A 21,459-nucleotide genomic window follows, 5' to 3' on the forward strand; every position below is an offset into this window, starting at 1 on the left:
TGGCTGCCATCCAGCCAGTGGATAGAAGAGGACGTGTTGACCAGCGAGAAACGGTACGCGCGGTGCCGGCTTGCGTCCACCAACCGCCAGTTGGGACGAGTTTCCGTAGTCGGCTGAGGCGTAACGATCATCGCAATGTCCGCTTTTTACATGCTGTTGACTCGCCCAGTTAACGGCCCTTAGAACCATTGACTGCTACAATGCTTAGGGGTGTTCAAAATGCCGTTCAAACGGGCCGGTCTATACCCTGCCGATCTCGATCTATGCCAACGGGTATTCGACCAGATATGCAGTGACGAGCATATCGCCCGCTCATCGTTGGAGGCGGACAATCTCGCCCTGGATATTTTGGTCACGTTGGAAGAAGAGGCTGACGCGGATGAGGCTGAGCTGCTTGAACTCATCAGATCGAAGCGGCGGGCTACTCGTCATCTCCGCTGAGGGATGCAGTCACCCGGACCTTCCCTTTGCCTGTTCGACTGCCTTGCTGGCCGCCTTGGCAAACTCCTGCATGATTGCTCACGCGCACTGTCGGCCGTCTGGAACTTGCGCCAAACTCATCAGTTCTGGACAATGCCAAACAGCGCGTGGCAACGACCCTGACTTCCATCGGCACGCTGACATCCCGGCCGGCGGCTCAACGCCCCTCAAGGCGTGGCCTGGAAGCGTCGCAGCGCCCGCGGCAGCGCGGCGGCCAACCTTGACTGCGTCTCGACACGAGGTCGGCGCTTCACCGGAAACGACGCAAGGGCAGCGACAAGCACATGCGCAGGAGCCTGCCGCGGCAGTCAACTGAACCAGCAAGCGGCCCCGGGTGTTCTTCCGCTTTCATCCGGGCTTCGCCGTCAACCCAAAGCGGACAGCTGATGTGCTACAAAAACCGGACTACGACAACTTCGGCGTCGAGCTCCGGCCGGAGTTTCGCCACCACCGGGCCGATCCCCATCTCAAAGAAGTAGACAGCCTCTATAGGGGCGTTTGCCGTTTCGAGTTGGGTTCTCAATGGCAGGTAGCTGCGGTGAAGGTGTGGGCTGAGCAATTGCGGGTCGGCCGGAGACATGCGCAGCAGCAGTTCGTTTTTATGTGCCGTTGCTGGGTTATGAATCGGCTGCGCACGGTCGCGGTCTTTTGAGTAGGCAAGGCCAATTTTCGAGGTGTTGGGGCTGCTCATGGCTCCCTCCCGAGTTGGGACGGGTGCATGATGCTCGCCTACAGCCGACGATGCTCGTAACGTTTATCGCCGATGTCGACATCGTTACACCCTATCGGTGCGACGAGCCTCGCCTTTTCCGAGCATAAGAGCGGTTCACCTCGTCCACCGATCAGCTTGGAAAGCGGCGATACTCTGATGCTCGAAGCGCATGGCCAAACTGCTCGACCTCGTCAGATCGTTCGCGAGCCATTGAAGCGGAGGCGGACTCGTTGCTCGGAATGCCCTTAACCTCATGCCATGTGGAAGGGCATCCACAGCGACAGCAGCTGGGAGGAGCTCGATCCCTTGTTTTTTGTCGAGCTGGTTCAGTAAATGTCCTCGACCTTTGCGCGAGCTCCGGCAAGCTTAACGGCGATCTGGCGCGAGCCCGAGCATCTTGGTTAGAATGGGATCGCAATTGGCCACGGGGCGCGCTGTCCTTGGTCCGATAGACCTACCAGAGCTGGTGGCACTCACGCTATCGGAGCGCCTTGGTCGAACTCTTGCCGGGCCATCCAAGGCACACCGCACTCACGCATGGCTGCCACACAAGTTATGAAACGCTAGGCCCACTCCTTTGCCGACCGATGTTCCAGGAGATACCGTCTCGCTGCACTATGCCAGAAATCTCTTTGCCGACATGCCGCTCGAGCACCGGCCGCCACGGGACGAGGACAAACTCGCGCGATTTCTCGATAAGGGCGTATTTGCCGCTGGCGAGCTCAACTGAGCGGCGGAGAGTGCCTTGTACCCGGTCTCCGGGTCGCACTTCAGCATAGGACAGACCGAGCTCTTCCGAGAGCTGACCGGCAACACGGTTCAGTTCACGCTGGCGGAGGATCGAAATCATGTTGGCGCGATAGACGGTGCGGTCCTGCTCTTCATGCGCGAGACCCTGAGCAATCAGCCATTGCCGCCTGCGGGCTTGCGCCTCCCGCACGTCACGGCCAAAGCCGGAGTTGCGCAGGGCCTCCGGTGAATCGGAAACCATTTCCCGGTCGATCCAGGTGGCACCGTCGAATCCGATTTGCTGATCAAGCGGCATTGATGAGAGCTTGTCGACGACAACAGGCACAGCCATGGCTCGCTTGCGCTCGTAGTCGGCGACTTGGTCGAGATGGTTCGGCGCGATAATCCATGTGCCGTCGGCTTCGCGCCTGACAGTGCCGGTTTCGCGGCGAATGGCTTCCAGACGACGCACATGGGTTTCGGCGAAGCGTTCGCTGGCAGACGGATCATGCTTCAGGTGGATATCAACATTGTAGCGCCCGCCGTGGACGGCAGCGATCTCGGCGACGGTGCGGTCAACCTGCCTCGGCCCGGTGTTTCTCGGCGTGACACGGACGATGCAGCCGTCGGGCGTCGGTTCGGTGGCCTCGCCTTTGCCGACATCGATGTAGTGGCTTTTCCCGTCCACCCCATCCACAATGAGGTAGTGGCGGTCGTTGATCTCGTCGGCAAGCCCGCGCGCCACAAGGCGGCCAACGAAAGGTTGCGCGAGCTGCCCGGATTGATCGTGGATCACACAGTCGGCTGCACTTCGGGATAGTCCTCTATCCGCAATGTCTCGGTGCATCGTCTTGATTATGTCACCGCGCTCGCCGATGCGCTGCAGTGTCGCTTCGAGCTCATCGTCGAGGCGCCAGCGGCCGGAGCTGATCTCCTCGGCCAGACCCATCCGTCCGAGTTTGCGCAGGCGGCCCTGGTGCAGGGTCTGTCGAAAGGCGTCGCGGCCGACCGGAGAAACCAGTCCATCGCTGTCGCGCATGCTGAGCAGCTGCCGGTCGATGCTGGTGAAGCGCTCCTGCTCCATTTCCTGGCGCAGGCGGTGCTCGATCTCGCGATCGGTTCGTGGACCGAGATCGAGGCTGACCAGCTCGGCGGTCCGTTCGCGGATTCCGCTTGAGATATATTCCCGCGCAATGACGAGGTTCTCGCCGCGGTCGTCCTTGCCACGGACGATGAGATGGGTGTGCGGGTGGCCGGTGTTGAAATGATCGACGGCAACCCAGTCGAGCTTCGTGCCGAGATCCTCCTCCATCTGCGCCATGAGCCGGCGCGTGAGTGGCTTCAGGTCGTCATACTGGATGCCGTCTTCGGGTGCGACGATGAAGCGGAATTGATGCCGATCGCCATCGGCACGATCAAGGAAGGCCTTGCTGTCGACGCGATCACTGTCGGCGCTGTAGAGCTCGCCAGGCGCGCCTTCCCGGGTAACGCCGTCGCGTTGGATGTAGCGCAGATGCGCACGCGCCCCACCCTGGCCTTTGCCGGCCAGCTTGACGACGCGCGCCTTGACCACCACCCGCCGCTGCCGGAAGGCAGCATACCTGTCGCGTGATTTCAGCAGCGCGGCGGCCGCTCCGCCGCGCCCTGCCCGGCTGCCGTTAAAGCGGCCGCCGCCCTGCGGTCGGCCGCCGGCTCTGTTAATCGCCGCCCGGACCTGGCTGGCGAAGCGTTTGCCTGCCTTCGAGCCGCGCGAACCTATTCTGCCGAGCTTCGGCCTGAATTCGTCATCCTGCATCGTGGCCTCCCAGAAATTTCAAGCAGAGTCAGTTACTTGCGTGTCCCACACTCCCGGCTCTGCCAGCAGCCTCCGGGAAAAACGATGTGCAGACAAAGACTTCGCCGCCTCCTGGAGGCACTGCCTTTATCTTGCCTTACGCCGCCCTTCCCCTTCCGGCTTCCGCACCTGCTCTTTCCCGCCCCGCAAAACCGCGCCCCCGCTCGCCGAGTCACCCGCCATTCGGCTCGTTCGTCCGAGCGCGATTGACGCGCAGCGGCACAAAGAGATCGCCTTTCGCTTCGCCGGCGCGAACGCCGTGACGAAGGAAGAAGAGCGAGCGGCCGGAGGGAGCGTTTTGGCTGTCTGGCGCCTTGGAGTCCCCTTCGAATTCATCAATGTCGTCCGCCGAAATCCCCGTCCTCCTGAGCTGTTTGAGATAGGCAACGGTCTCCTTGGGCAGCGGCTTCCCACGCTTCAAATGCTCTTCGTAGCGCTCGGGTCCTGCGTTGTAGGCGGCAAACAGGCCGGGGAATCCGAAGCGGTCAAACATGGCGCTGAGATAGGCGGTTCCGGCGAGAATATTGTCACGCGGATCGTGCGGATCGGCTCCCAGACCGTATTCGGCACGCATGTCCTCATACGTTTCCGGCATCACCTGCATGAGGCCCATTGCGCCCGCGCGTGAGGTAATTGGGAGGCCGTCGAGCGTGGTCTTGCCGCCGCTTTCGGCATGCATGACGGCGTAAATCCAGGCCTGAGGAATACGGAAGCGTCTGCTTGCTTCGTCTGTGAACTCCTGCCACCTTTGAAGCTGCGGATTTTGGGAGATGGCGACCGGCTCAGCGCCGGTCGAGGCGGAACAGGCGCATGGCGCAAAGGCGATTATGCCGAACATCAGCAGGGTCACTCGGTCCATAGCGGCACGAGCCTCCCGATGACATTTGCGCGCGGCACCGGCCCGAAATAGCGGCTGTCGAATGACCGAATATCGTCGCTGCCGAGCAGGAAGATTTCGTTGTCGGCGAGTGTCCGGCACCCGTTCCACCGTGGCAGCGGGCGGCCTCTGGTATCCTTCGCCAGCCGTCGCGCAACGATCTCGCCGTCGATGATGACCGCGTCATTGAAGGTGCAGACTTCGTCGCCCGGCAGCGCCGCAAGACGTTTTACCAGCGGCACGTTGCGGGGCAGATAGCCGCGTTCGGCGGCGAGTTCGGCGAGCGATTCTGGCGGGCGGACGAGCACCAGATCGCCCCGAGCCGGTGCTGCAAGCCCGAGGCGATAGAGGCCGACGGGCGCGCTGGCCGAGGCGTTCCAGACCAGCCAGGGCCTTGGTTTGACGGTGCCGGCGAAGCCGATCAGGGTCAGTCCAATCACGGCAGCGGCGATGGTTTTGCGTGCCTGGAGGCGCGGCAGGCCGCTGCCGATCAGACGGATGGAAGGGCGCCGGCTCATGCTCGGCCTCCCTGGCCGGCTTGGCCGGAACCGGCCTCACCACCCGCGTTACGGGCGTACTGCGGGTGTCCTTTCGACCATCCGTCGAGTTCGTCGATGTGGTAGCGGACATAGCGGCCGTGCTTGCGGAATTTCGGGCCGCCGCCCGTGAGCCGCATCTTTTCCAGGGTGCGCTGGGAGAGCCCGATATAGAAGGCTGCTTGGGCTGTGCTGAGAAAGGGACTGCCCTTTTTGGCGCGGGCCGCGCGTTCGTTTTCGTCGTCCATGGTGATCCTCGTTTCGCTTCGGACAAGCGAGGGCGAGGATGGGCGAGCGAGATCGCCTCCGGGACGGGCGAAGAGTCCGGGGAGAGTTTTCGCCGCCTTTTCGGGCGGACGGGTTTGGCTAGAGCGCCTGGGAATGATGAGCCCCGCGCCGGCTGGGGCGCGAGGCTCGGGTCGGCCGATCAGTCGGCCGGGTTCCAGATGATGGCGTAGGTGTCGTCATCGTCCTGGCCGGCGGCGCGGCCGAGATTGGCGTAGAGCTTGCGCGGTCCGAACTCCGGCGCCGCAATCGACAGGCTCACATAGTCCTTGCCGGAGGTTTCGCCGGTGCGGATCCAGCCGGCGCCAACTTCGACCCCTTGCGTCAGCACCCGGAAGTCGGGATGGTTGTCGGCGCTCTTGGCCTGGTTGGGGACGATGTCGATGTCGGCGCGGACGCTGAGCGTCTTGAGCTGGCCCTTGTAGCCGCCGTTTTCCTGCTTGTTGACGTAACCGATCGCGGTCATTTCGAAGTCTCCTTTTGCTGTCGCCGGGGACCATCCCCTGCGATGGCGGACCGTAATGGGCGCGTCCGGACCGCCTGAACCCGACAGGGCCGAAGCGATAGCGGAGGACCTGAGCGGGCAGCTTTTTTGAAGCGAAGCGGCGCGAGGAAGCCGCCGCAGGCGGCGGGGAAAAAAGCTGATCGGCGAGGGTTTCGGGCGGCCGGATCCGCCCATAGGTCACAAGCCAGCCGCAGGGGAATGGTCCTTGAAGAGAGCAGGAGATCGTGGGAAACGCGGTCGCTACAGCCAGGCAGGAGGGGCGGGAATTTACAAGGCCTGCGGCTGATCAGGTGCCCACGCCGATCGAGATCGTGACCGCAGGTTGGGCGCAGATCAGGCATCGGGCGGGCGGACCGATCCATGGGGATCAGGAGTTTGCCGGCCTGGATCTTGGTGCGCGATGCGGGGCAAAGGAAGCTCGAACATGCAGGCGGCGAACGCAGCTTCCGCCCTGCTTCCGGCGAGGCTTGCGGCCATGATCTCGCTGCAAGCGCGCTACGGTTCGCGGCGAACCTGCCACAGGCCGGAACCGGCTATCGCATGCGCCACCATCGGGCGAAGTGCTGCGCTCGGATGGTCGAGCAGCCCCAAGCGCACGCCTCTCTGATCAGCCGTGAGAACGTCTCCCATTGCGACGCTTCGTCGGAGTCGAGGCGGGCGACGTTCTCGATCAACGAGGCTTCGAGAGCATCGGCGTCCTCGCCAGCCTCCATGATGGCGCAGGGCAAGGGATTGGCTTTACCTCGCCCGTCGGCGAGCGATTTCGAGGCGAAATAGCGCGCCGTCCGGCGACGATCTCGAAGCTTTCCGGCGAGCCGTTGGGCCGCACCAGAAGCGGCACGAGGACGCCGCGCGCGGACGCCGCGCGCGGACGGACGGCAGAATGTCGGACAGGTCGGGCGTGCGTTTTCCGTGGCGCATGTTGAGGGCGGAAATATTCAGTCGGTCGAGCGAATATGGGCAAGCTTCGTGTCTTTCTCCTTCGTTTGGGGTGCGATTGTCCCCGCCGGAGAGACCGAAGACCGATGCGGCGGGGACGGGTTTGCGCCTAGCGGCGCTCTGGCTCCGCCGCGCCTAGCGGCGCTCGGAATGGGATTTGGCAAGTGCTTCCGCTGCCTGCCTCAGAAGCCGCTCGGCTTCGGTGATCTGGCCGGCGCTGCGCGCGGCCTCCGCATAAACGGACAGCGGACAACGCGCTATGAAATAAAGGTCGCGCTCGATGCCCAGTCCGAGCGGACCCTTGATGGATTCGAGTTCGGCAAGGCTGACGCTGCCGAGTTCAGGGAAGCCGAAGCCGAGGTCGCAAAGGCCGAACAGCGTGTCGCCGTCCACATCGAGTTCGGTCAGGAGCCAGATCGCAGGACCGGCCGGATCGAACAGTTTCACGACCGGTGCGTGGTCGGTTTCGGTGTCGGCAGCGCCGTTGGCGAGGAGCCGGGCGCGCAGTTCATCGGTGATCAGGATCATTGCGGAATTCCTTCAAGACGGTTCGGGCTGACTGAGTTGCGGCTTTTTGAAACAGGCGGATACGAGCGGCTGGTGCGCCGCGCGCGGGCGCGCATCGGCGCGCCCTCAGAAGCGCAAGGCGGTCGCGCATGGCGATGGAGCGTGCTCACGCGGCGATCTCGGCATTCGCCTCACTTTTGATCTCGGCATGCGCCTCACCTTCGACGTCGGTCTTAAGGCCGAGCAGGAAATCGGCGGCTTTCGAGGCGTGGCTGGCGGCGCGGAAGATGGCGCGATTGTCCTCGCGCAGCACCTTCAGCCATGAGCCGATATAGTCGGCGTGGCGCACCGTCGGCTCAATGCCGAGACTGCTGCAGACGAAAGCCGCTGCGATTTCGGCGACCAGTTCCTCGCGCGCATAGGTTCTGGAGCCGAATGAGCCTGACAGGTCGCGCGCGAGTCGCGTCGGGTGGCCGGTCCAGTGGCCAAGCTCGTGAAAGCAGGTCCGGTAGTAGTCGATCTGGTGGAAGAAAGCCGGCTGGGGCGGCACCTGGATGGTGTCGCTTCCGGGCATGTAGAAAGCGCGATCGCCACCGATACGGAAATCCGCACGGCTTCTGCGAATAAGTTGCTCGGCCTGCGGGACGATTTCGCGCGCCGGCAGCGGCTCGGCGGCGGCATGGAGATCGTCGGGCAGATTATCGCACTGCGCGACATTGAAGACGGTAAAGCGCTTCAAAAAAGGCACAGCCTGCGGTTCGTCGCCATCGGCCTTGGCGCGTTCCTTTTCGTCCTTGGGAATAAATCGGTCAGCGTGAACGATGGTCGTGCCGCGCTCGCCCTTCCTGACATTGCCGCCAAGGGCAAGCGCCTGCTGGAAGGTGAGCCAGTTCTGGCTGGGGTATGCGCGCTCGAGGACGGCGCCCCACAGGATCAGGATATTGATGCCGGAATAGCGGCGCTGGGTGGCTGCATTCCTGGGCAGGCCAAGGCCTGCCTTTGCCCTGCCCCAGGGCTTGACCCATGGCACGGTGCCGCGCTCCAGTTCGGCAACGATGCGATCTGTGATCTCCTGATAGAGGCTGGCGCCTGAGCGCCCGCCCTTGCCCGCGCCAGCCCCTCGGCTGCCGGAACGCTTGTTGTTTGCACGCATTGTCTGGTCCTCCATTCGCCAATCGCGCCCTCCCCGGAAGCGGGGTGGGCGGCGAAAGCGACCGGAAAGGCCCGCCGTAGAAGGCGGACCGCATCCGAAGGACCGGAACGAAGAGGAGGACCCGGAGCGGCAAGCGGAGGGTTGCGGGATGCCGCGGCTGGCCTAGAAGGGAGTGCCGCCCACCCCGTGCCACCGGGGAAGGCCACCACAAAATCGACGCCGGCCAGCTGGCCGGCGACCGTCAGCAGCCGACAGGCTGCCGGCGTCAGGGGGCGAAGCCGGATGGCCGAGACCGCCTGAGCCTGTCGAAGAAAAGCGGGCTCGGTGCACGAGCACCCGGCGCGCGCCTTCAGGCGCGCGGGCGCTCAGGACTCTGGTCCCGAGAGCAGTTGATGCGGTCAAAATGCCCATTTTGCAGCTGTGGAAGACTGAACCTTGGCGTTTGCGCGCACATCGGCGATGCAGCTTCGCAGCCCGGCCGTCTCTACCACCCCGGCTATCACTTCGTCGCCGACCACCAACGCCGGCGTGCCGGTGATGTACAGCTCGTTCGCGAGCGCGCGATCGCGTGCGATGGCTTCGGTGATGGCCGGGCCTTCCATATCCCGCTTGAGCTGCTCAACATCGAGGCCGACACGTGCCGCAATGACTAGGGTAGTTCTTTGGTTCACCAAGCCGGGAAAAGCAAAAAGGGCGCGATTAAACGCCTCAAATTTTCCCTGTTTGTGGGAGGCGAGCGCCGCACGCGCGGCGAATTCGGAAGCAGGTCCCAGGACCGGGAGCTGTTTACGCACAATCCTCAGATTGGGATCATGCTTGAGGGCTTGCTGGAGAATGAGGTCCATTTCCTTGCACAGCGGGCAGTTGTAGTCGAGGAATGAGGCCAGGGGGACGTCGCCCTGCGGATTGCCGGCGACTGGCGAGGCGAGGTCGTTGAGGAGTGCGTCGCGATGCTGCGGAATGAGTATCCTCAAGTCCGCCGCGAGCAAGGCGTTCATCTCCGAGCCGTTGCAGGTCGTCAACCTATCTGGCTGTCGCCTTAGCGTTCCCAGCACGGACAGGGCGAGGACTAAAAAACCGATTACGGCGACAAGGACGGCGTTTTGCTTTGACATGGGTCGGGCTCCAATCAGCCGTTAACGGGGCAGCAACGGCTGGCCTTTTGGCGTGAAAGTTGGTCGTCGCTTTGGATCGCGTGCCCGGCAGTTCCCGCAGTATCGGCAGTCGCGGGGGGGGCTCACAATTCGATGCCGGCGCCATCTGGCGGTTGCTTTATGACGGCTTCGCTCCAATGGGCTGACTGCAATAGCTGAGCGGCGTTCGCGAGTTGCCAGCCGAGACCACCGGTCATCACGCCGGGCGATCTGCCCTTCAACGAACGCCCGAGCGCCGAAGGACCCGCTCGCGAGAGCCTTTGCCAATCGTCCATCATCCGGCTCGCCCTGCTTCGGGCAACACGAACCTTCCCACTGCGTTGCCGAGAAAAATGGTCAGCACACGGCACTCCGACACAAAGTGGTCGACGCGAAGAATAAGCGTCACGCCGACAGCTGGGGCGGTCGGAACGACAAAGAGCGCCGCGGCCAACGTGAGGAGGCCCGCACCGGTAATGCGAGTTGTTCCCTTCGAAGAGAGCAAGGCGACGAACAGCAGCAGGATCCGACCGCCGATCGACATATCCGTGTTCGTCGCCTGGGCGAGGAAGAGGGGGACCAGCGTCAGGTGGATATTGGTGCCGTGCAGATTGAATGAATATGCGGCCGGGATGCCGAGGCCCACGACCGAACGCCTGGCGCTCGCCCCTTCGACGGGCGCGGCCCTCATCAGAATGCCGACCAGCTTGAACACCGGCGCGAGGAGCGCCTGAAGCAAAGAAAGCACAGGCTTGCCCGTGTCGCCGACCATCGCCAGAGCGATGCCGAACAGCACCGAGAAGAACAGGACCTGCATGATGTCGCCTTCGGCGAAGGCACCAACGATTGACGGCATCAGCAAGCCGGTCACGAACTGCTCGTGGATCTTCGCCGCATAGCCCTTCACGGCCTGAGCATCGAGCGAGGCTGGATCGATGTTGAGGCCGGCACCTGGCTGAACGACATTTGCGACAATGAGACCGACAATCAATGCGAGGCTCGAGAAGGTGAGGAAATAGATCATTGCCTTGCCGGCGACCCGGCCGACCTTCTTGAGATCGTTCATGCCGCCGATGCCGGTTGCAATTGTCAGGAAGATGACAGGCGCGATGATGATCTTCACGAGCTTGATGAAAGCATCGCCGAGCGGCTTCAGAGCCTCTCCGCTCCCCGGATAGAAAAAGCCAACAGCGACGCCGAGGGCGACGGCGGCAAGCACCTGAACGTAAAGCCGCGCAATATGGGGCTTACGAGGCCCGGCGTTCGCGCTGTGGACTTGTGGAGCTAACACCGTTTCTCTCCCTGCCGGATCGGGGCGGGCTCTTCCTCGCTTCAAGGCCTCTCACTGGCGGCGCTCCGATCGAACGCTGCTGCCATCTCGGGCGCAAGCGCCGTGCCAAGCAGCGGCGGCGCGATAACGCGCAGAGGCAACCTGTTTAACTTGGTGGCTGCGATCGGGATCTAGATGGTCGACATCTGGCTATGGCTATGTCCAAGCCATCGCCCAGTCGGCTGAGCTTGCGGATATCAAACACCGCCGTCGACAGGGGATCGCTACCGCGATCCGTATAGTCTGGCGCTCCACAGATGGAGTAATCGACCGGCCGGGTTACGGCATGGGCCCTGAGCTGCCTCTTCGCGCGCGATCGTCGTTCTGGCCGCACCGCCCGCGAGCCACAATAAGTTTGTCCCGCCTCTTACAATAATTCATCAAGGCGTCTACCTCGGCAATCACCAGATCGGGCGTGATGTCGAACTTGCAGCGGACTTTGACCGGACAGCGCCGCACTTTGTCCAGACCACATCCGCGACATTCAATAACGCTCATAAGCATGCTGACCAGGGGACCACGGAAACCCCAAATTTCCGGTAGATGTGACGCGGTGAAAATGCCGACAGTAGGGCGGCCAAGCTGGGCAGCGACATGCCCAGTGCCTGAATTGTTCGACACCACGAGCGCGGCCGAATTCATGAGATGATTGAATTCCAATTCTGACAAGTCGACAGCCGTTCGAATCTCCGCGGCTCCACGGTCGCGAGCTGTCATCGCGACCTCCTCAAGCGCTTCCCGGCTTTCGCCACGGCCGACGAGAACCACCTCACCGCGGGTAGAAAGAGCAGCGACAAGTTTGCCAAAGTTTTCGATCGGCCAATCGCGAAGGCTGGAATTCGAAAACGGAGCCACGACGATCGGGGACTTGCCTTCTGCCGAACTCTGTCGGCGGCCCGCTTCACTTTCTGCGTCGAAACAGGCCGCTGCCTTTGCGACCAGAAACAGGAGGATTTCCGACACATGCTGGAGACGTACCTGCTTACGGTCAACGAACCAATCAAGCCATGTGCGAGGGAATTTGTCGGCGATCCCTATTTTTTGAGCCAGCTTGTAGAAGATGGTTCTGCGCAATTTCAGATCGAATGGCGCTATCGCAATATCGATCTGATGCATTCCGTAAGGATCAACTATCGCCGCACGATGCCTGGCGGGGATTTCGAGCAAAATGGGCCTTGTCTCATCCGGGACACGCATATCAATGGCGAGATCAAACTCGCCGGTCAGCAGCGGCCGTATGTCGGCCGCTTTCTTGCGGGTATCGACCTTCGGGTTGCGAGGAAAGAAGTCAAAAGCAACGTAATCGTCGGCGAGGTCGAACTGTTTTGCAGTGTCGATGTTCCAGCTTCCGACCACCAGCGTAATGTGGGCATCGGCAAAGCGCTGACGCAGGTCCATCAGGGGCGCTAGAGACATCCAAAAGTCCCCGACACGATCAAGCTTAAGCGCCAAAATTCTCATCTTGGCGCTTGGCTGTTCCGACTCTTCCCAACTGCGGTATATAATTTGATTGGCGTCGCGCTTTGTAAAGTATCCCATTGCCATTCCGAGGTTATACGTACAACATTGCTAGCCAAGTTATGTGTGTGTAGGTTGGATTCTTCCAATCTGATCCGCGTTAACAAATTAACGCGGCAAGCGACTCTGAAACGACTGGTGATTTGCGGTGTTCGCGTCTGCGAACCGAAAGAGGAGTTCCGGCGTCAGCCCCGGTCAGTCCGGAAGCTTTGCCGACCAGCGACGGCAACGACGAGCGGAAAGATGGGCTGTCGAATTTCTTTGCGGGAAGAGGCAGGTGCGGACTGGCCTGAATGAGTTAGGCCTGGGTGACGCCGGTCGTTCAACGGTTCTGAGAGGGGAAGACTCCGCTAAGAAATCGAGGTCGGACAATTCGAAATCGTCGGCCTGCTGCAACTCATTCCCAGGACAATTTCCAGCGCACGTCTGAGGTCATGCAAAGATTTTTCCCCTTTCGGGCCCCTTTTCACGCGACAGAGGCAGCGGATGGTCGATGCGTGCCGGTGCTGACGTCAATGCGAGATTCCGGAAGGTTGAGAAAATCGTTTGTTTCGATGAAGCCCATCCACGCCATGGATAGATGGCTGCCAAAGTTTGCGGCCACAATACAGCGGAGCGGTAGCCTAGCCGCTCCGGTGCGCGCTCACTTTCGAAGCGCCCAGCACCATCTCGGCATCGAGCACCTCCGGAAGTACCCGGCAGCGCCGCCAAATGGCGGCCAACCCGTCGAACCGAAAATCCGCGGGCGCATTCCCGCACAGGCGCGACTAGACGCCTCTCCTGTTTCCCCAGAGTATAACGTGCAACTGCGGCAACACGCGTGCTTCGAACCACCTGTCGTGTGTCACCTTTTCCACAAGCCACTCCATGCGTTTTATTATTCCGTCCAGGTCGACAGGTGCGTCTTCATTGCCAGGGCGCGGTGGCGTGTGGTTGCCGGGTTGCAGATAGACCGGAAGGCGCGGAAATCGCGCGGCGGCGTCTTTGGCATAGGCGTAGTCACTCTCGTCGAAAACAACGAGCTTGAGCACGATTTGCGGCTTCTGCTGCGCCGCTTCTATGCACGCCTCGAATGCAGCCCAATCGGTCCTCATTTCGCTTGACGGCGGCTTTGGGCTGAGAACCAGCACATCAAGATCCGCAAACCAGTCGCTGACCACCGAACCCTGGGTTTCCAGCGCAAAACGGTAACCTTCACCATGGCCTCGCTCGATCAGCGCACCGAAGGGCTGAATGGCCGGATTGCCGCCTGACAGCGACACCATCACTGGCCGGCCACCGGAAAGCCCAACGACGCTTTGCCACACCGCATCGATTGGCATCATCTCCCATTCGTGGCGGAATTGGCTGTCCACCGCATGGAGGCTGTCGCACCAGGAGCACCGGTAGTCACACCCGCCGGTTCTGATGAAGACTGTAGGCAACCCGATGAGCACTCCCTCGCCCTGGATCGTGGGCCCAAATATCTCGCTCACACGGATTGCGGGACGCGTGTCCGTCACGGCCGGTATTCCGCCCAGGTTTTCGGGGTTTCGCTCACCCGCACGGCCGCGGTTTCCGGCAGACGTGCCTTGCACCATTCATAGAAATGTCTGGCCAAGTATTCCGCCGTGACTTGCTCATGTCCCAGCACCTCGTTGAGGTGCCGATGGTCTAGGCTCTCGTCGATATAGCGTTTGAGCGGCGCCAGATCGTGATAGTCACGCACGAAGCCGTGCGCGTCCAGGTCCTTCGCCGAAAGTTCCACTTCGACGATGTAGTTATGCCCGTGCAGGCGTGCGCACTGATGATCCGGCGGCAAAGAGGTGAGCTGGTGCGAGGCCGAGAAGTGGAATTCCTTGGTGATGCGGAACATCAGGCGCTCCTCCTCCGCAGCGCCTCGAGCCAGAAGACAGGGTCTTCGTAGTCGGCAGGATCAGCGTGCCCCGCGAGATGAAACGCCTCGCGCCGCTCCACGCAGGTCCCGCACCGTCCGCAGTGACGCTCGCCGCCCTTGTAACACGACCAGGTCTCCGCAAATGGCGTTCCGCATCTTGCTCCATCCCGGACGATGTCGCCCTTCGTGAGGTTGACGTAAGGCGTGTAAAGGCGAATCTCTGCGTAGCCTTCCAGCGCGCGGTCTTGCATCATCTGGAAAGCTTCGATGAAGGCCGGACGGCAATCTGGATAGATGAAATGGTCCCCACCATGGACGGCCATCGCCACCGCTTCGGCCTTGTGCGCGGTGGCGAGACCGAAGGCAATTGCCAACATGATGGCGTTCCGGTTCGGCACTACCGTGATCTTCATCGTGTCTTCGGCGTAGTGGCCGTCCGGCACGTCGAAATTATCGGTGAGCGCTGAGCCGGAAAGGCCGCGGCCGATTTCGGGGATGTTGATGATCTGGTGCATAGTGTTCAGTCGCTCCGCGCAGAGAGCGGCGAAGCCCAATTCTTTCCTGTGCCGTTGGCCGTAATCGAAAGACAGGAGGCCGGCGAGCTCGTGCTCCGCTGCCACGCTGTGAGCAAGGGAAACGGAGTCCAATCCGCCGGAGCAGATGACGAGAGTCTTCATCGTGGTATCCTTGTTTTGACCGGGTAAGGCTGCGACCGGAGATTTCTCTGCGGTCCCCCTACCCCAGCGAGTCAACTTTGTGAACCCGGTGGAGTCTGATCGCTGACGTGCCGTGGCGCAGCGGGCGTCGACAGCGGGCTCTTTCATGGATGTCCAAACCCAAGCATATGCTCAGAAGGACAGATGCGAAGCGACCTCGAGGCATTGCTGGGAAAGAAGATGACCCATCCAATCTGCGTTAGGGATGCTTGCATAGGCCACACGCGAATTGGCGAAGTAACGAGGAAGGTACGGAGTTCGTTAACGGCGGAAGTGCAGAAGCCCAAGTTCAAGGACAGTGCGCGCGCCCTGCTTCAGGATCAGTTCGATCTGGAACACGAATCCGTCGTTGCAATCACCCCTATATTGCGCGCAATAGCCTACATGGCGTTGGATGAACTGGATTTGGCGATTTTCCAGATGGCGGTCGAAAGCGTCCGCTCACTCTCCCTAAGCTTCAACCAAAAAGCCGCAGAGATAGCCACGAGGAGCCACGGTGTCCTGGTTTTCGACGTGCGGGTCGATGGTGACTCGGAGGTCCAGCGGATCGCAGCCATCCGATATCGAGCCGACCAGACGGGCGTGGTCGCGTTGGACAGACAAGGCCTTGTTACCCGCTCTTGCATGGTCAATGGCACTTTCTCACATTTCATTTCGCCATTGGAGAACTGGGCCGGCATGCCCCTGTCAATGCAGGCCAAGATCGATATCACCGTCCATGCCGGTCTCTTCCTAGGCGCCTTGCGAAATGCCGGTCATATGCTTGGCAGCTAGCATATGACCGGAATGCATCTGTGGATTTTTGGCTCCATCTGCGCGTCCGAGCTGCCGGCCACCGAGGCTCTGTGGCGCGCGGATGTGTCCGGGGAGAGCGCGACGATCTGCTGCACACGTTCGGATATACCTCACGCGCACGAGCCGCCCTCCTAAGTGACCTTCTCCTTCACGTTACAGGGATTGCGCGAAAATATTCCGCCGGTGCGCCTGCTTGGCGGTTACGCCGCGCTTCTGCAGTTAATCGAGCAGGAAAATCGCGCAATCAGTGGAGATCCACGAGAACTGGCTCGAGGCGACCCGCTACCTCAACATGGATCATCTGCGCGAGCACAAGAAGGAGAGCCTGAGAGCACTGGCCGCCTGAGACGCGGCCCGCCATGTCCGCCGCTCCGCTAAACACGGGGCTGCGCGACGGACACGCCAACGTCACCGCTAATGCCCCGCCATTTTGCAGAACTCAGCACACTACCGCTGGTGCTTTACAATCAGGTGGCAAACTGATCATGCCATTCACCGATCCTGCGGGCTTCACCCCAGCCTTGGCTCTTAGGCCTACGGCAGCGTTGATCCATGCCAGCAACACTTCTTACGTGGGAGCATGAATACGAACCCCGTTCGCCGAGCTATTGCGCGATTCACCATTCATTCACTTTATTAGCGCACGTTCAGAAGCGGACATGTTGGTGTAGCTCGTACGTGCCCAAAGCCCCGGCGCATCGACCCAGCGCCGGGGCTTTTTTGGTACCAGAAGGCACCGCTGAGAGGAGCAATCGTCCAGCGGTGCAGGCCTTGGCTGCTTGTGAACGATTCCGGAGTTGCTGCTTTTTTGCGGCGTAAAGAAATCCGGGCTTTTACAGTGTCCAAAAACTCGGGTGTCTGCGGCGGGGCGCGCCATTTGGCGTGGCAACGCTGGAACTGCGGATTGCACCTAAAAACTTCCCCAGGTCGTGCGGGGGAATCGACCGGAATAGTCGTAAGCTTCGCACTACGCCGTCCGGCCAGCATATCAACCGTACGTAGCGCACGCGGGCGGGAGCATTGGTCAGGCTGAGCATCGTTAAGCGCTACGCCGACAGGCCGAGAACCGGTTGCCATAATACAGGTCCGTTCAGACGTCCCCTCCAGCGGATGCGCTTGAGGCTAGCGTGGGAAATCTCGAGAAAACCGGCGACCGCCTCCGTGTTACCAACCGGCTTCGGCTGTCCGATGCGCGACAACGGCCACGTTGCGAGACGCAGGATCCGTTCCATGCGCGTATCGGTCACTGTCACAATCCGAGTGAGATTGTTCGCCAAGCCGAATTCGATCATGCCGGCGAAGAGCTCGTACGTTGCTTGCGCCAGTCCGCCAGACTTAGGCGCTGATGGAGGGAGATCGAGTGCGAAACGACTGCTCTCCCAAATGCGGGCACTCGCGGGCGCCGCAGTCTCACCCAGCAGCATCGGAAAGGTGTCGCGCAACATTGTCGGTCCGGTAGTCGGTAAAAGACGGACGCAACCGCAAATTCGCCAGTCGGATCCCTTGAGAAGCAGATAGACGGGGTTCAGGCTGTCAAATGCGTCTGTTTCCATCTCGCTTTCGGTCTGAACTTCCCAATCCAGCCTTTCCTTGAAGACCCGATGCCTGAGCCCGTGCATTTCATTGAGCTCGTTTGGAAACTCGCCATAGAGCTCAGGTGTTATCAGCTGCATCATCTGTCGCCTCCGTGCAGGATGTGTTCCCGCTATCGAAGAGCAAAGCCGACATTGATGCAGCCTGTAGACCTTTACAGCTTTCCAACAAAAGGCGTCAGGATCTCCACTGACGGGAAGCAGTCAGCCGTGCTATGCCCTGGTTGATCGTTCGCACGCCAAGCTTTGCCTTGGCGTTTTCCAGATGGAAGGTCACGGTGCGTTTCGAGACGCCGAGAATCTGGCTGATATCCCAGGCGGACTTACCGCGCGCCGCCCATTTCAGGGATTCGAACTCCCGCGGGGTCAGCGTTATGCCATCCACCACGCAATCTTCGGCGAGCTGGCGCCGGGCATGTATATGAAAGTTGATTGCGACCAGCTGCAATGCTTTTTCGTAGCGAGTGAGTGACCGCAAGAGAGGCGGGCGGGACTGGTCGGAAGCAAAGGTCAGCGCCGCAAACCGGCCGCGGTGGTCATGCATGGACATGGTCAATCCGCCGCGAATGCCAAAGTGAGCTGCTTTTTCCAGGATCTCTTGCTGCGAGGCCGGCAGACACTGGCGGGGTCGATCCACGCCCCAACCAAAAGTATCCCAGCCTTGCAGCCCGCGCAGGATCACCGGATCATGGCTGTGGTAGCGCAGTTGCAGATAGTGCGATGTCCAGGATGAAGGATAATTTGAAATCAATCGCGGCGTCTGGCCGGAGACCGACGGGTAACTGAAATAGGCGAAGAGCGGAAAGTCGAAGCCGGCTGCGGCGGACGCAATCGCCTCATGGAGGTCGACCGCATCGACGCTTGCAGAGAGTTGCTCTACGAAGTTTTCGAATACGCGATACATTAGCCCCTTTGCGCCACCTCCTCGAATGTTGCTCGACGCCAGACGGAAACCTGGGTTTAAATGACCCCGCATCGATGCGACGCGGACGATTTGGTCGCCATCATCGCCGGCATTACTTTGTTGCTTCCCCGTGAAGCGAACGCCGCGCACCTGGCCGCATACCAACCGGGGATGTTGAGACGTTATCGATGAGCCGTGTGTCGCCGAGCCAAGCCGCGATAAGCAAGCGTGCTGGTCGGTCAAGCCTTGCTAGCGGCTGCAGGTCTGTTTCGCCGCGAAGTTCCAGGTACTCGACCTCGCGAAAGCCTGTCGCCAGAATTGTTGCACGCGCTTCATCAAGCATGGGCAGGACAGGAGAGCCACGCGCAAGCCGCTCAGCCGTGTCGAGCAAGACCGAAGCCAGCTTTGGGGCAATGGCGCGTTCTGCTGGCGAGAGCCGGCTATTGCGCGACGATAGGGCAAGACCATCGGCTTCGCGGACTGTCGGACATGCGAGCACGGTGATCGGGAGGTCAAGGTCCCGGACCAAGCGCCTGACAAGCTGAAGCTGCTGGAAATCTTTTTCGCCAAAGAAGGCGAAGTCAGCGCCGGTCTGCAGGAAGAGCTTGGCCACGACCGTCGCCACGCCATCGAAATGGCCGGGCCGGAAGGCGCCGCACAGGCCCTCGCTGAGAGTGGACACCGAAACGGCCGTGGCGAAGCCCGCTGGGTACATCTCGTCTGCATCCGGCACATAGAGCAGATGTGCGCCTGTCGGCACGAGCTTGGCAGCATCTTCGTTTTCCGTCCGGGGATAGGCGGCAAGGTCGGCGGCACTGTTGAACTGCTTGGGATTGACGAACAGCGTCACGACTACCCGCTCGGCCTTCTGAAGCGCGGCACGCACGAGGCTCAGATGGCCTTCGTGCAAGGCTCCCATGGTCGGCACAACGGCGATACGGGTGCCTGAGCGACGCCATCCCGCGGCAACAGCGCGGAGCTCGGCAACGGTTCGAACGATCGGCACGCTCATGTGACGCCTCCGGCCTCCGTCTCGTTGGCGTAGAGATGTTCGGCCGCCGGAAAGCGCCGTTCCCTCACGTCGGCGGCGTAAGCCGCTATCGCCGCATCGGCCTGGTCGCCTAGTTCGGCGTAGCGCTTGACGAATTTCGGCCGGAAAGAGCTGAAAAGCCCGAGCATATCGTCGCTGACCAGAATCTGGCCGTCGCAGGCGAGCGAGGCACCGATGCCGATCGTGGGGACGGCGATCTCCGCAGTGATGCGCCGTGCAAGCGGCTCGGGCACTTTCTCCAGCACCACAGAGAAAGCGCCGGCCTCCGTGACCGCACCGGCGTCGCGCCTGATGCGCTCGGCATCGTCTCCCCGCCCCTGGACGCGGTAGCCGCCGAGAGTATTGACCGCCTGCGGCGTCAAGCCGACATGGGCCATGACAGGCACGCCGCGCGCGGCGAGGAAGCGGATCGTCTCGGCCATGGTCTGGCCCCCCTCGAGCTTCACCGCTGCACAACCGGTCTCCGCCATCAGGCGCGCAGCGTTGCGGAAGGCCTGCTCGGGGCTTTCTTCATAGGAACCGAATGGCAGGTCTACGACCATCAATGCTCGCACCAGACCGCGGCGCACCGCCTGGCCGTGCATGATCATCATGTCGAGAGTGACGCCCAGCGTCGACGAGAGGCCGTGCAGGACCATGCCGACGCTGTCGCCGACGAGAACGATGTCGCAGTGTCGATCGGCCAACCTGGCGATCGGCGTGGTATATGCCGTCAGGCAGACGAGTGGAGTCTGGCCTTTCCGCATCCGAACATCCGGCGGTGCAATTCCCTTTGGATCACCAGCTGCGCTCAACCCATCCCTCCTTCCCTAGCGTTACCCGCCGCAGGTGTCGCGTTTGGCACATTTTTGTGCAAGTGCGAAGAGCTAAAAATGGGCATGCAGCTGTGCGGTGTTGACGTGCGGACAGCCTCGCTTACATTAAATCGATTAAGGCTCCCGGGCACGGGTCAACCACTTTCACGAACATGGACGATCAGGCAACAGGAACCAGGAAAGACAAAGCCGGCAAGGCGGACCAAGTCAAAGTGGACCTGATCGCCGTCGTCGTGGCCGTAAATGAAAGTGACCCCTGTCTCCTAACCATCGGCGAGGCTGACACCCTGCCGTCCGGACCTTTTGCGCTTGAGCACCGGTCGCCGCAATCCGGTTTGAGGGGGTGGGTCGAGCAGCAGACCGGCCAGCCCTTGGGGTACATCGAGCAGCTTTACACCTTCGCCGATCGGGACCGAATCGGCGTCGAACGCCAGCAACGCGTCATCTCCATCAGCTATCTCGCTTTGACCAGCAAAGAACAGGCAGCGGGCTCATCCAAGTGCGGCTGGCAAAGCTGGTACGACTATTTTCCATGGGAGGACCACCGCTCCGGCACCCCGCCGGTGGTGCTGGATGTTGTGCGACCGCGCTTGATCGGTTGGGCAGACGGAGCCAGCGACGCGGCCACGCGACGCGAACGCCGGCAGCGGGCGGCGATCGCCTTTGGCTTCGACGACCGTTATTGGAACGAGGAGCTCGTGCTTCAGCGATATGAGTTACTTTATGAAGCAGGCCTGGTCCAAGAGGCCGGAAGCGGACGGGAGACGCCGCTTCCCCTGGTGCCGAGCAAACCTATGGTCGCTGATCATCGCCGTATCGTGGCAACGGGCATTGCGCGGCTGCGCTCCAAGATCAAATACCGGCCCGTTGTCTTTGAGCTTATGCGACCGACCTTTACGCTACTGCAGCTGCAGCGAACCGTGGAGGCGCTCGCCGGCAGGCTCATCCACAAGCCGAACTTTCGCCGCCTGATCGAGCAACAGGAACTGGTCGAGGAGACCGGTGAGACCACTGCGGAGACCGGTGGTCGGCCGGCGAAGCTCTACCGCTTCCGCCACGCCGTTCTCGACGAAAGGGCCATCGCCGGGACAAAATTGCCGCTGGCGCGGGGTTGACATCCCTTATACTCACGGCAAGTATATGCCGGTTATCTTCAACTAGAGTATAAGCGG

Annotated in this window: 22 protein-coding genes and 1 pseudogene; 3 read left to right on the forward strand and 20 right to left on the reverse strand. The window is 61.4% G+C overall.

Features of this window, described 5'->3' with window-relative positions:
• The first annotated feature begins 219 nt into the window (after positions 1 to 219).
• Positions 220 to 441, forward strand: coding sequence for a hypothetical protein (locus AC0L2B_RS11835; RefSeq protein WP_065010489.1), 222 nt, complete (start codon positions 220 to 222; stop codon positions 439 to 441).
• A 430-nt stretch (positions 442 to 871) separates the two neighbouring features.
• On the opposite strand, the gene AC0L2B_RS11840 is transcribed toward AC0L2B_RS11835, so the two are convergent.
• The 16 genes and pseudogenes from AC0L2B_RS11840 to queC all read right to left on the reverse strand — a co-directional run bounded on the left by AC0L2B_RS11840 (position 872) and on the right by queC (position 15,091).
• A complete protein-coding gene (locus tag AC0L2B_RS11840; RefSeq protein ID WP_473512862.1) occupies positions 872 to 1,171 on the reverse strand; it encodes a hypothetical protein in 300 nt (99 codons plus the stop codon).
• A gap of 574 nt (positions 1,172 to 1,745) precedes the next feature.
• The gene (rlxS, locus tag AC0L2B_RS11845) at positions 1,746 to 3,716 is read right to left on the reverse strand and encodes a relaxase/mobilization nuclease RlxS (protein ID WP_473512863.1); all 1,971 of its coding nucleotides are present in this window, start codon (positions 3,714 to 3,716) and stop codon (positions 1,746 to 1,748) included.
• Positions 3,717 to 3,927: 211 nt separating this feature from the next.
• The gene (locus AC0L2B_RS11850; protein WP_473512865.1) at positions 3,928 to 4,614 is read right to left on the reverse strand and encodes a lytic transglycosylase domain-containing protein; all 687 of its coding nucleotides are present in this window, start codon (positions 4,612 to 4,614) and stop codon (positions 3,928 to 3,930) included.
• Positions 4,602 to 5,150 carry a conjugative transfer signal peptidase TraF gene (traF, locus tag AC0L2B_RS11855; RefSeq protein WP_473512867.1) on the reverse strand — a complete coding sequence of 183 codons (549 nt, stop codon included), beginning with the start codon at positions 5,148 to 5,150 and terminating at the stop codon, positions 4,602 to 4,604. The genes AC0L2B_RS11850 and traF overlap by 13 nt, the downstream gene beginning before the upstream one ends.
• Complete coding sequence (locus AC0L2B_RS11860; protein WP_473512868.1) at positions 5,147 to 5,416, reverse strand: helix-turn-helix transcriptional regulator; 270 nt, start codon at positions 5,414 to 5,416, stop codon at positions 5,147 to 5,149. The genes traF and AC0L2B_RS11860 overlap by 4 nt, the downstream gene beginning before the upstream one ends.
• 179 nt (positions 5,417 to 5,595) lie before the next feature.
• On the reverse strand, positions 5,596 to 5,919 hold the full coding sequence (locus tag AC0L2B_RS11865; RefSeq protein WP_065010508.1) for a DUF736 domain-containing protein: 324 nt from the start codon (positions 5,917 to 5,919) through the stop codon (positions 5,596 to 5,598).
• Between the two features lie 534 nt (positions 5,920 to 6,453).
• Complete coding sequence (locus AC0L2B_RS11870) at positions 6,454 to 6,588, reverse strand: hypothetical protein (RefSeq protein WP_473745477.1); 135 nt, start codon at positions 6,586 to 6,588, stop codon at positions 6,454 to 6,456.
• A 444-nt stretch (positions 6,589 to 7,032) separates the two neighbouring features.
• Positions 7,033 to 7,425: a DUF2958 domain-containing protein gene (locus AC0L2B_RS11875; RefSeq protein WP_473512871.1), complete on the reverse strand. Its 393-nt coding sequence runs from the start codon at positions 7,423 to 7,425 to the stop codon at positions 7,033 to 7,035.
• A gap of 145 nt (positions 7,426 to 7,570) precedes the next feature.
• On the reverse strand, positions 7,571 to 8,557 hold the full coding sequence (locus AC0L2B_RS11880; protein WP_473512872.1) for an ArdC family protein: 987 nt from the start codon (positions 8,555 to 8,557) through the stop codon (positions 7,571 to 7,573).
• A 398-nt stretch (positions 8,558 to 8,955) separates the two neighbouring features.
• Positions 8,956 to 9,672 (reverse strand): DsbA family protein, encoded by a 717-nt coding sequence (locus AC0L2B_RS11885; RefSeq protein WP_473745479.1) that lies wholly within the window; start codon positions 9,670 to 9,672, stop codon positions 8,956 to 8,958.
• A gap of 122 nt (positions 9,673 to 9,794) precedes the next feature.
• Positions 9,795 to 9,989, reverse strand: coding sequence for a hypothetical protein (locus AC0L2B_RS11890; protein ID WP_473512873.1), 195 nt, complete (start codon positions 9,987 to 9,989; stop codon positions 9,795 to 9,797).
• Between the two features lie 20 nt (positions 9,990 to 10,009).
• Positions 10,010 to 10,981: pseudogene (locus AC0L2B_RS11895) on the reverse strand (cation:dicarboxylate symporter family transporter); the annotation flags it as partial.
• A 318-nt stretch (positions 10,982 to 11,299) separates the two neighbouring features.
• The gene (locus AC0L2B_RS11900) at positions 11,300 to 12,559 is read right to left on the reverse strand and encodes a glycosyltransferase family 9 protein (protein WP_473512874.1); all 1,260 of its coding nucleotides are present in this window, start codon (positions 12,557 to 12,559) and stop codon (positions 11,300 to 11,302) included.
• 746 nt (positions 12,560 to 13,305) lie between these two features.
• Positions 13,306 to 14,040 carry a 7-carboxy-7-deazaguanine synthase QueE gene (queE, locus tag AC0L2B_RS11905; RefSeq protein ID WP_473512876.1) on the reverse strand — a complete coding sequence of 245 codons (735 nt, stop codon included), beginning with the start codon at positions 14,038 to 14,040 and terminating at the stop codon, positions 13,306 to 13,308.
• Entirely contained in the window at positions 14,037 to 14,393 is a 357-nt protein-coding gene (gene queD, locus AC0L2B_RS11910) for a 6-carboxytetrahydropterin synthase QueD (RefSeq protein ID WP_065010611.1), read from the reverse strand. Before queD ends, queE begins: the two co-directional genes overlap by 4 nt.
• Positions 14,393 to 15,091 carry a 7-cyano-7-deazaguanine synthase QueC gene (queC, locus tag AC0L2B_RS11915; protein WP_473745481.1) on the reverse strand — a complete coding sequence of 233 codons (699 nt, stop codon included), beginning with the start codon at positions 15,089 to 15,091 and terminating at the stop codon, positions 14,393 to 14,395. Before queC ends, queD begins: the two co-directional genes overlap by 1 nt.
• Before the next feature lie 423 nt (positions 15,092 to 15,514).
• Here queC and AC0L2B_RS11920 point away from each other — a divergent pair, with 423 nt between their 5' ends.
• Positions 15,515 to 15,904: a hypothetical protein gene (locus AC0L2B_RS11920; RefSeq protein ID WP_473512911.1), complete on the forward strand. Its 390-nt coding sequence runs from the start codon at positions 15,515 to 15,517 to the stop codon at positions 15,902 to 15,904.
• 1,067 nt (positions 15,905 to 16,971) lie between these two features.
• Here AC0L2B_RS11920 and AC0L2B_RS11925 read toward each other — a convergent pair.
• From AC0L2B_RS11925 to panB, 4 genes are all read right to left on the reverse strand, one after another.
• A complete protein-coding gene (locus tag AC0L2B_RS11925; protein ID WP_065010610.1) occupies positions 16,972 to 17,601 on the reverse strand; it encodes an acyl-homoserine-lactone synthase in 630 nt (209 codons plus the stop codon).
• Between the two features lie 94 nt (positions 17,602 to 17,695).
• Positions 17,696 to 18,421, reverse strand: coding sequence for a LuxR family transcriptional regulator (locus tag AC0L2B_RS11930; protein ID WP_473512879.1), 726 nt, complete (start codon positions 18,419 to 18,421; stop codon positions 17,696 to 17,698).
• A gap of 112 nt (positions 18,422 to 18,533) precedes the next feature.
• A complete protein-coding gene (panC, locus tag AC0L2B_RS11935) occupies positions 18,534 to 19,433 on the reverse strand; it encodes a pantoate--beta-alanine ligase (RefSeq protein ID WP_473512881.1) in 900 nt (299 codons plus the stop codon).
• Entirely contained in the window at positions 19,430 to 20,266 is an 837-nt protein-coding gene (panB, locus tag AC0L2B_RS11940; protein ID WP_473512882.1) for a 3-methyl-2-oxobutanoate hydroxymethyltransferase, read from the reverse strand. Before panB ends, panC begins: the two co-directional genes overlap by 4 nt.
• 173 nt (positions 20,267 to 20,439) lie before the next feature.
• On the opposite strand from panB, the gene AC0L2B_RS11945 reads away from it, so the two are divergent.
• Complete coding sequence (locus AC0L2B_RS11945; protein ID WP_065010606.1) at positions 20,440 to 21,402, forward strand: NUDIX hydrolase; 963 nt, start codon at positions 20,440 to 20,442, stop codon at positions 21,400 to 21,402.
• The last annotated feature ends 57 nt before the right edge of the window (positions 21,403 to 21,459 follow it).

It is taken from the genome of Mesorhizobium sp. WSM4815, from assembly GCF_055811575.1.

Coding starts and splice junctions, on each gene's coding strand:
- AC0L2B_RS11850 (WP_473512865.1), bottom strand. CDS start 4,614: ATGGACCGAGTGACCCTGCTGATGTTCGGCATAATCGCCTTTGCGCCA.
- AC0L2B_RS11835 (WP_065010489.1), top strand. CDS start 220: ATGCCGTTCAAACGGGCCGGTCTATACCCTGCCGATCTCGATCTATGC.
- AC0L2B_RS11840 (WP_473512862.1), bottom strand. CDS start 1,171: ATGAGCAGCCCCAACACCTCGAAAATTGGCCTTGCCTACTCAAAAGAC.
- rlxS (WP_473512863.1), bottom strand. CDS start 3,716: ATGCAGGATGACGAATTCAGGCCGAAGCTCGGCAGAATAGGTTCGCGC.
- queC (WP_473745481.1), bottom strand. CDS start 15,091: ATGAAGACTCTCGTCATCTGCTCCGGCGGATTGGACTCCGTTTCCCTT.
- queD (WP_065010611.1), bottom strand. CDS start 14,393: ATGTTCCGCATCACCAAGGAATTCCACTTCTCGGCCTCGCACCAGCTC.
- AC0L2B_RS11870 (WP_473745477.1), bottom strand. CDS start 6,588: ATGGGAGACGTTCTCACGGCTGATCAGAGAGGCGTGCGCTTGGGGCTG.
- AC0L2B_RS11880 (WP_473512872.1), bottom strand. CDS start 8,557: ATGCGTGCAAACAACAAGCGTTCCGGCAGCCGAGGGGCTGGCGCGGGC.
- panC (WP_473512881.1), bottom strand. CDS start 19,433: ATGAGCGTGCCGATCGTTCGAACCGTTGCCGAGCTCCGCGCTGTTGCC.
- AC0L2B_RS11865 (WP_065010508.1), bottom strand. CDS start 5,919: ATGACCGCGATCGGTTACGTCAACAAGCAGGAAAACGGCGGCTACAAG.
- AC0L2B_RS11920 (WP_473512911.1), top strand. CDS start 15,515: ATGGCGTTGGATGAACTGGATTTGGCGATTTTCCAGATGGCGGTCGAA.
- traF (WP_473512867.1), bottom strand. CDS start 5,150: ATGAGCCGGCGCCCTTCCATCCGTCTGATCGGCAGCGGCCTGCCGCGC.
- AC0L2B_RS11875 (WP_473512871.1), bottom strand. CDS start 7,425: ATGATCCTGATCACCGATGAACTGCGCGCCCGGCTCCTCGCCAACGGC.
- AC0L2B_RS11900 (WP_473512874.1), bottom strand. CDS start 12,559: ATGGGATACTTTACAAAGCGCGACGCCAATCAAATTATATACCGCAGT.
- AC0L2B_RS11930 (WP_473512879.1), bottom strand. CDS start 18,421: ATGTATCGCGTATTCGAAAACTTCGTAGAGCAACTCTCTGCAAGCGTC.
- AC0L2B_RS11860 (WP_473512868.1), bottom strand. CDS start 5,416: ATGGACGACGAAAACGAACGCGCGGCCCGCGCCAAAAAGGGCAGTCCC.
- AC0L2B_RS11885 (WP_473745479.1), bottom strand. CDS start 9,672: ATGTCAAAGCAAAACGCCGTCCTTGTCGCCGTAATCGGTTTTTTAGTC.
- AC0L2B_RS11890 (WP_473512873.1), bottom strand. CDS start 9,989: ATGATGGACGATTGGCAAAGGCTCTCGCGAGCGGGTCCTTCGGCGCTC.
- AC0L2B_RS11945 (WP_065010606.1), top strand. CDS start 20,440: ATGGACGATCAGGCAACAGGAACCAGGAAAGACAAAGCCGGCAAGGCG.
- AC0L2B_RS11925 (WP_065010610.1), bottom strand. CDS start 17,601: ATGATGCAGCTGATAACACCTGAGCTCTATGGCGAGTTTCCAAACGAG.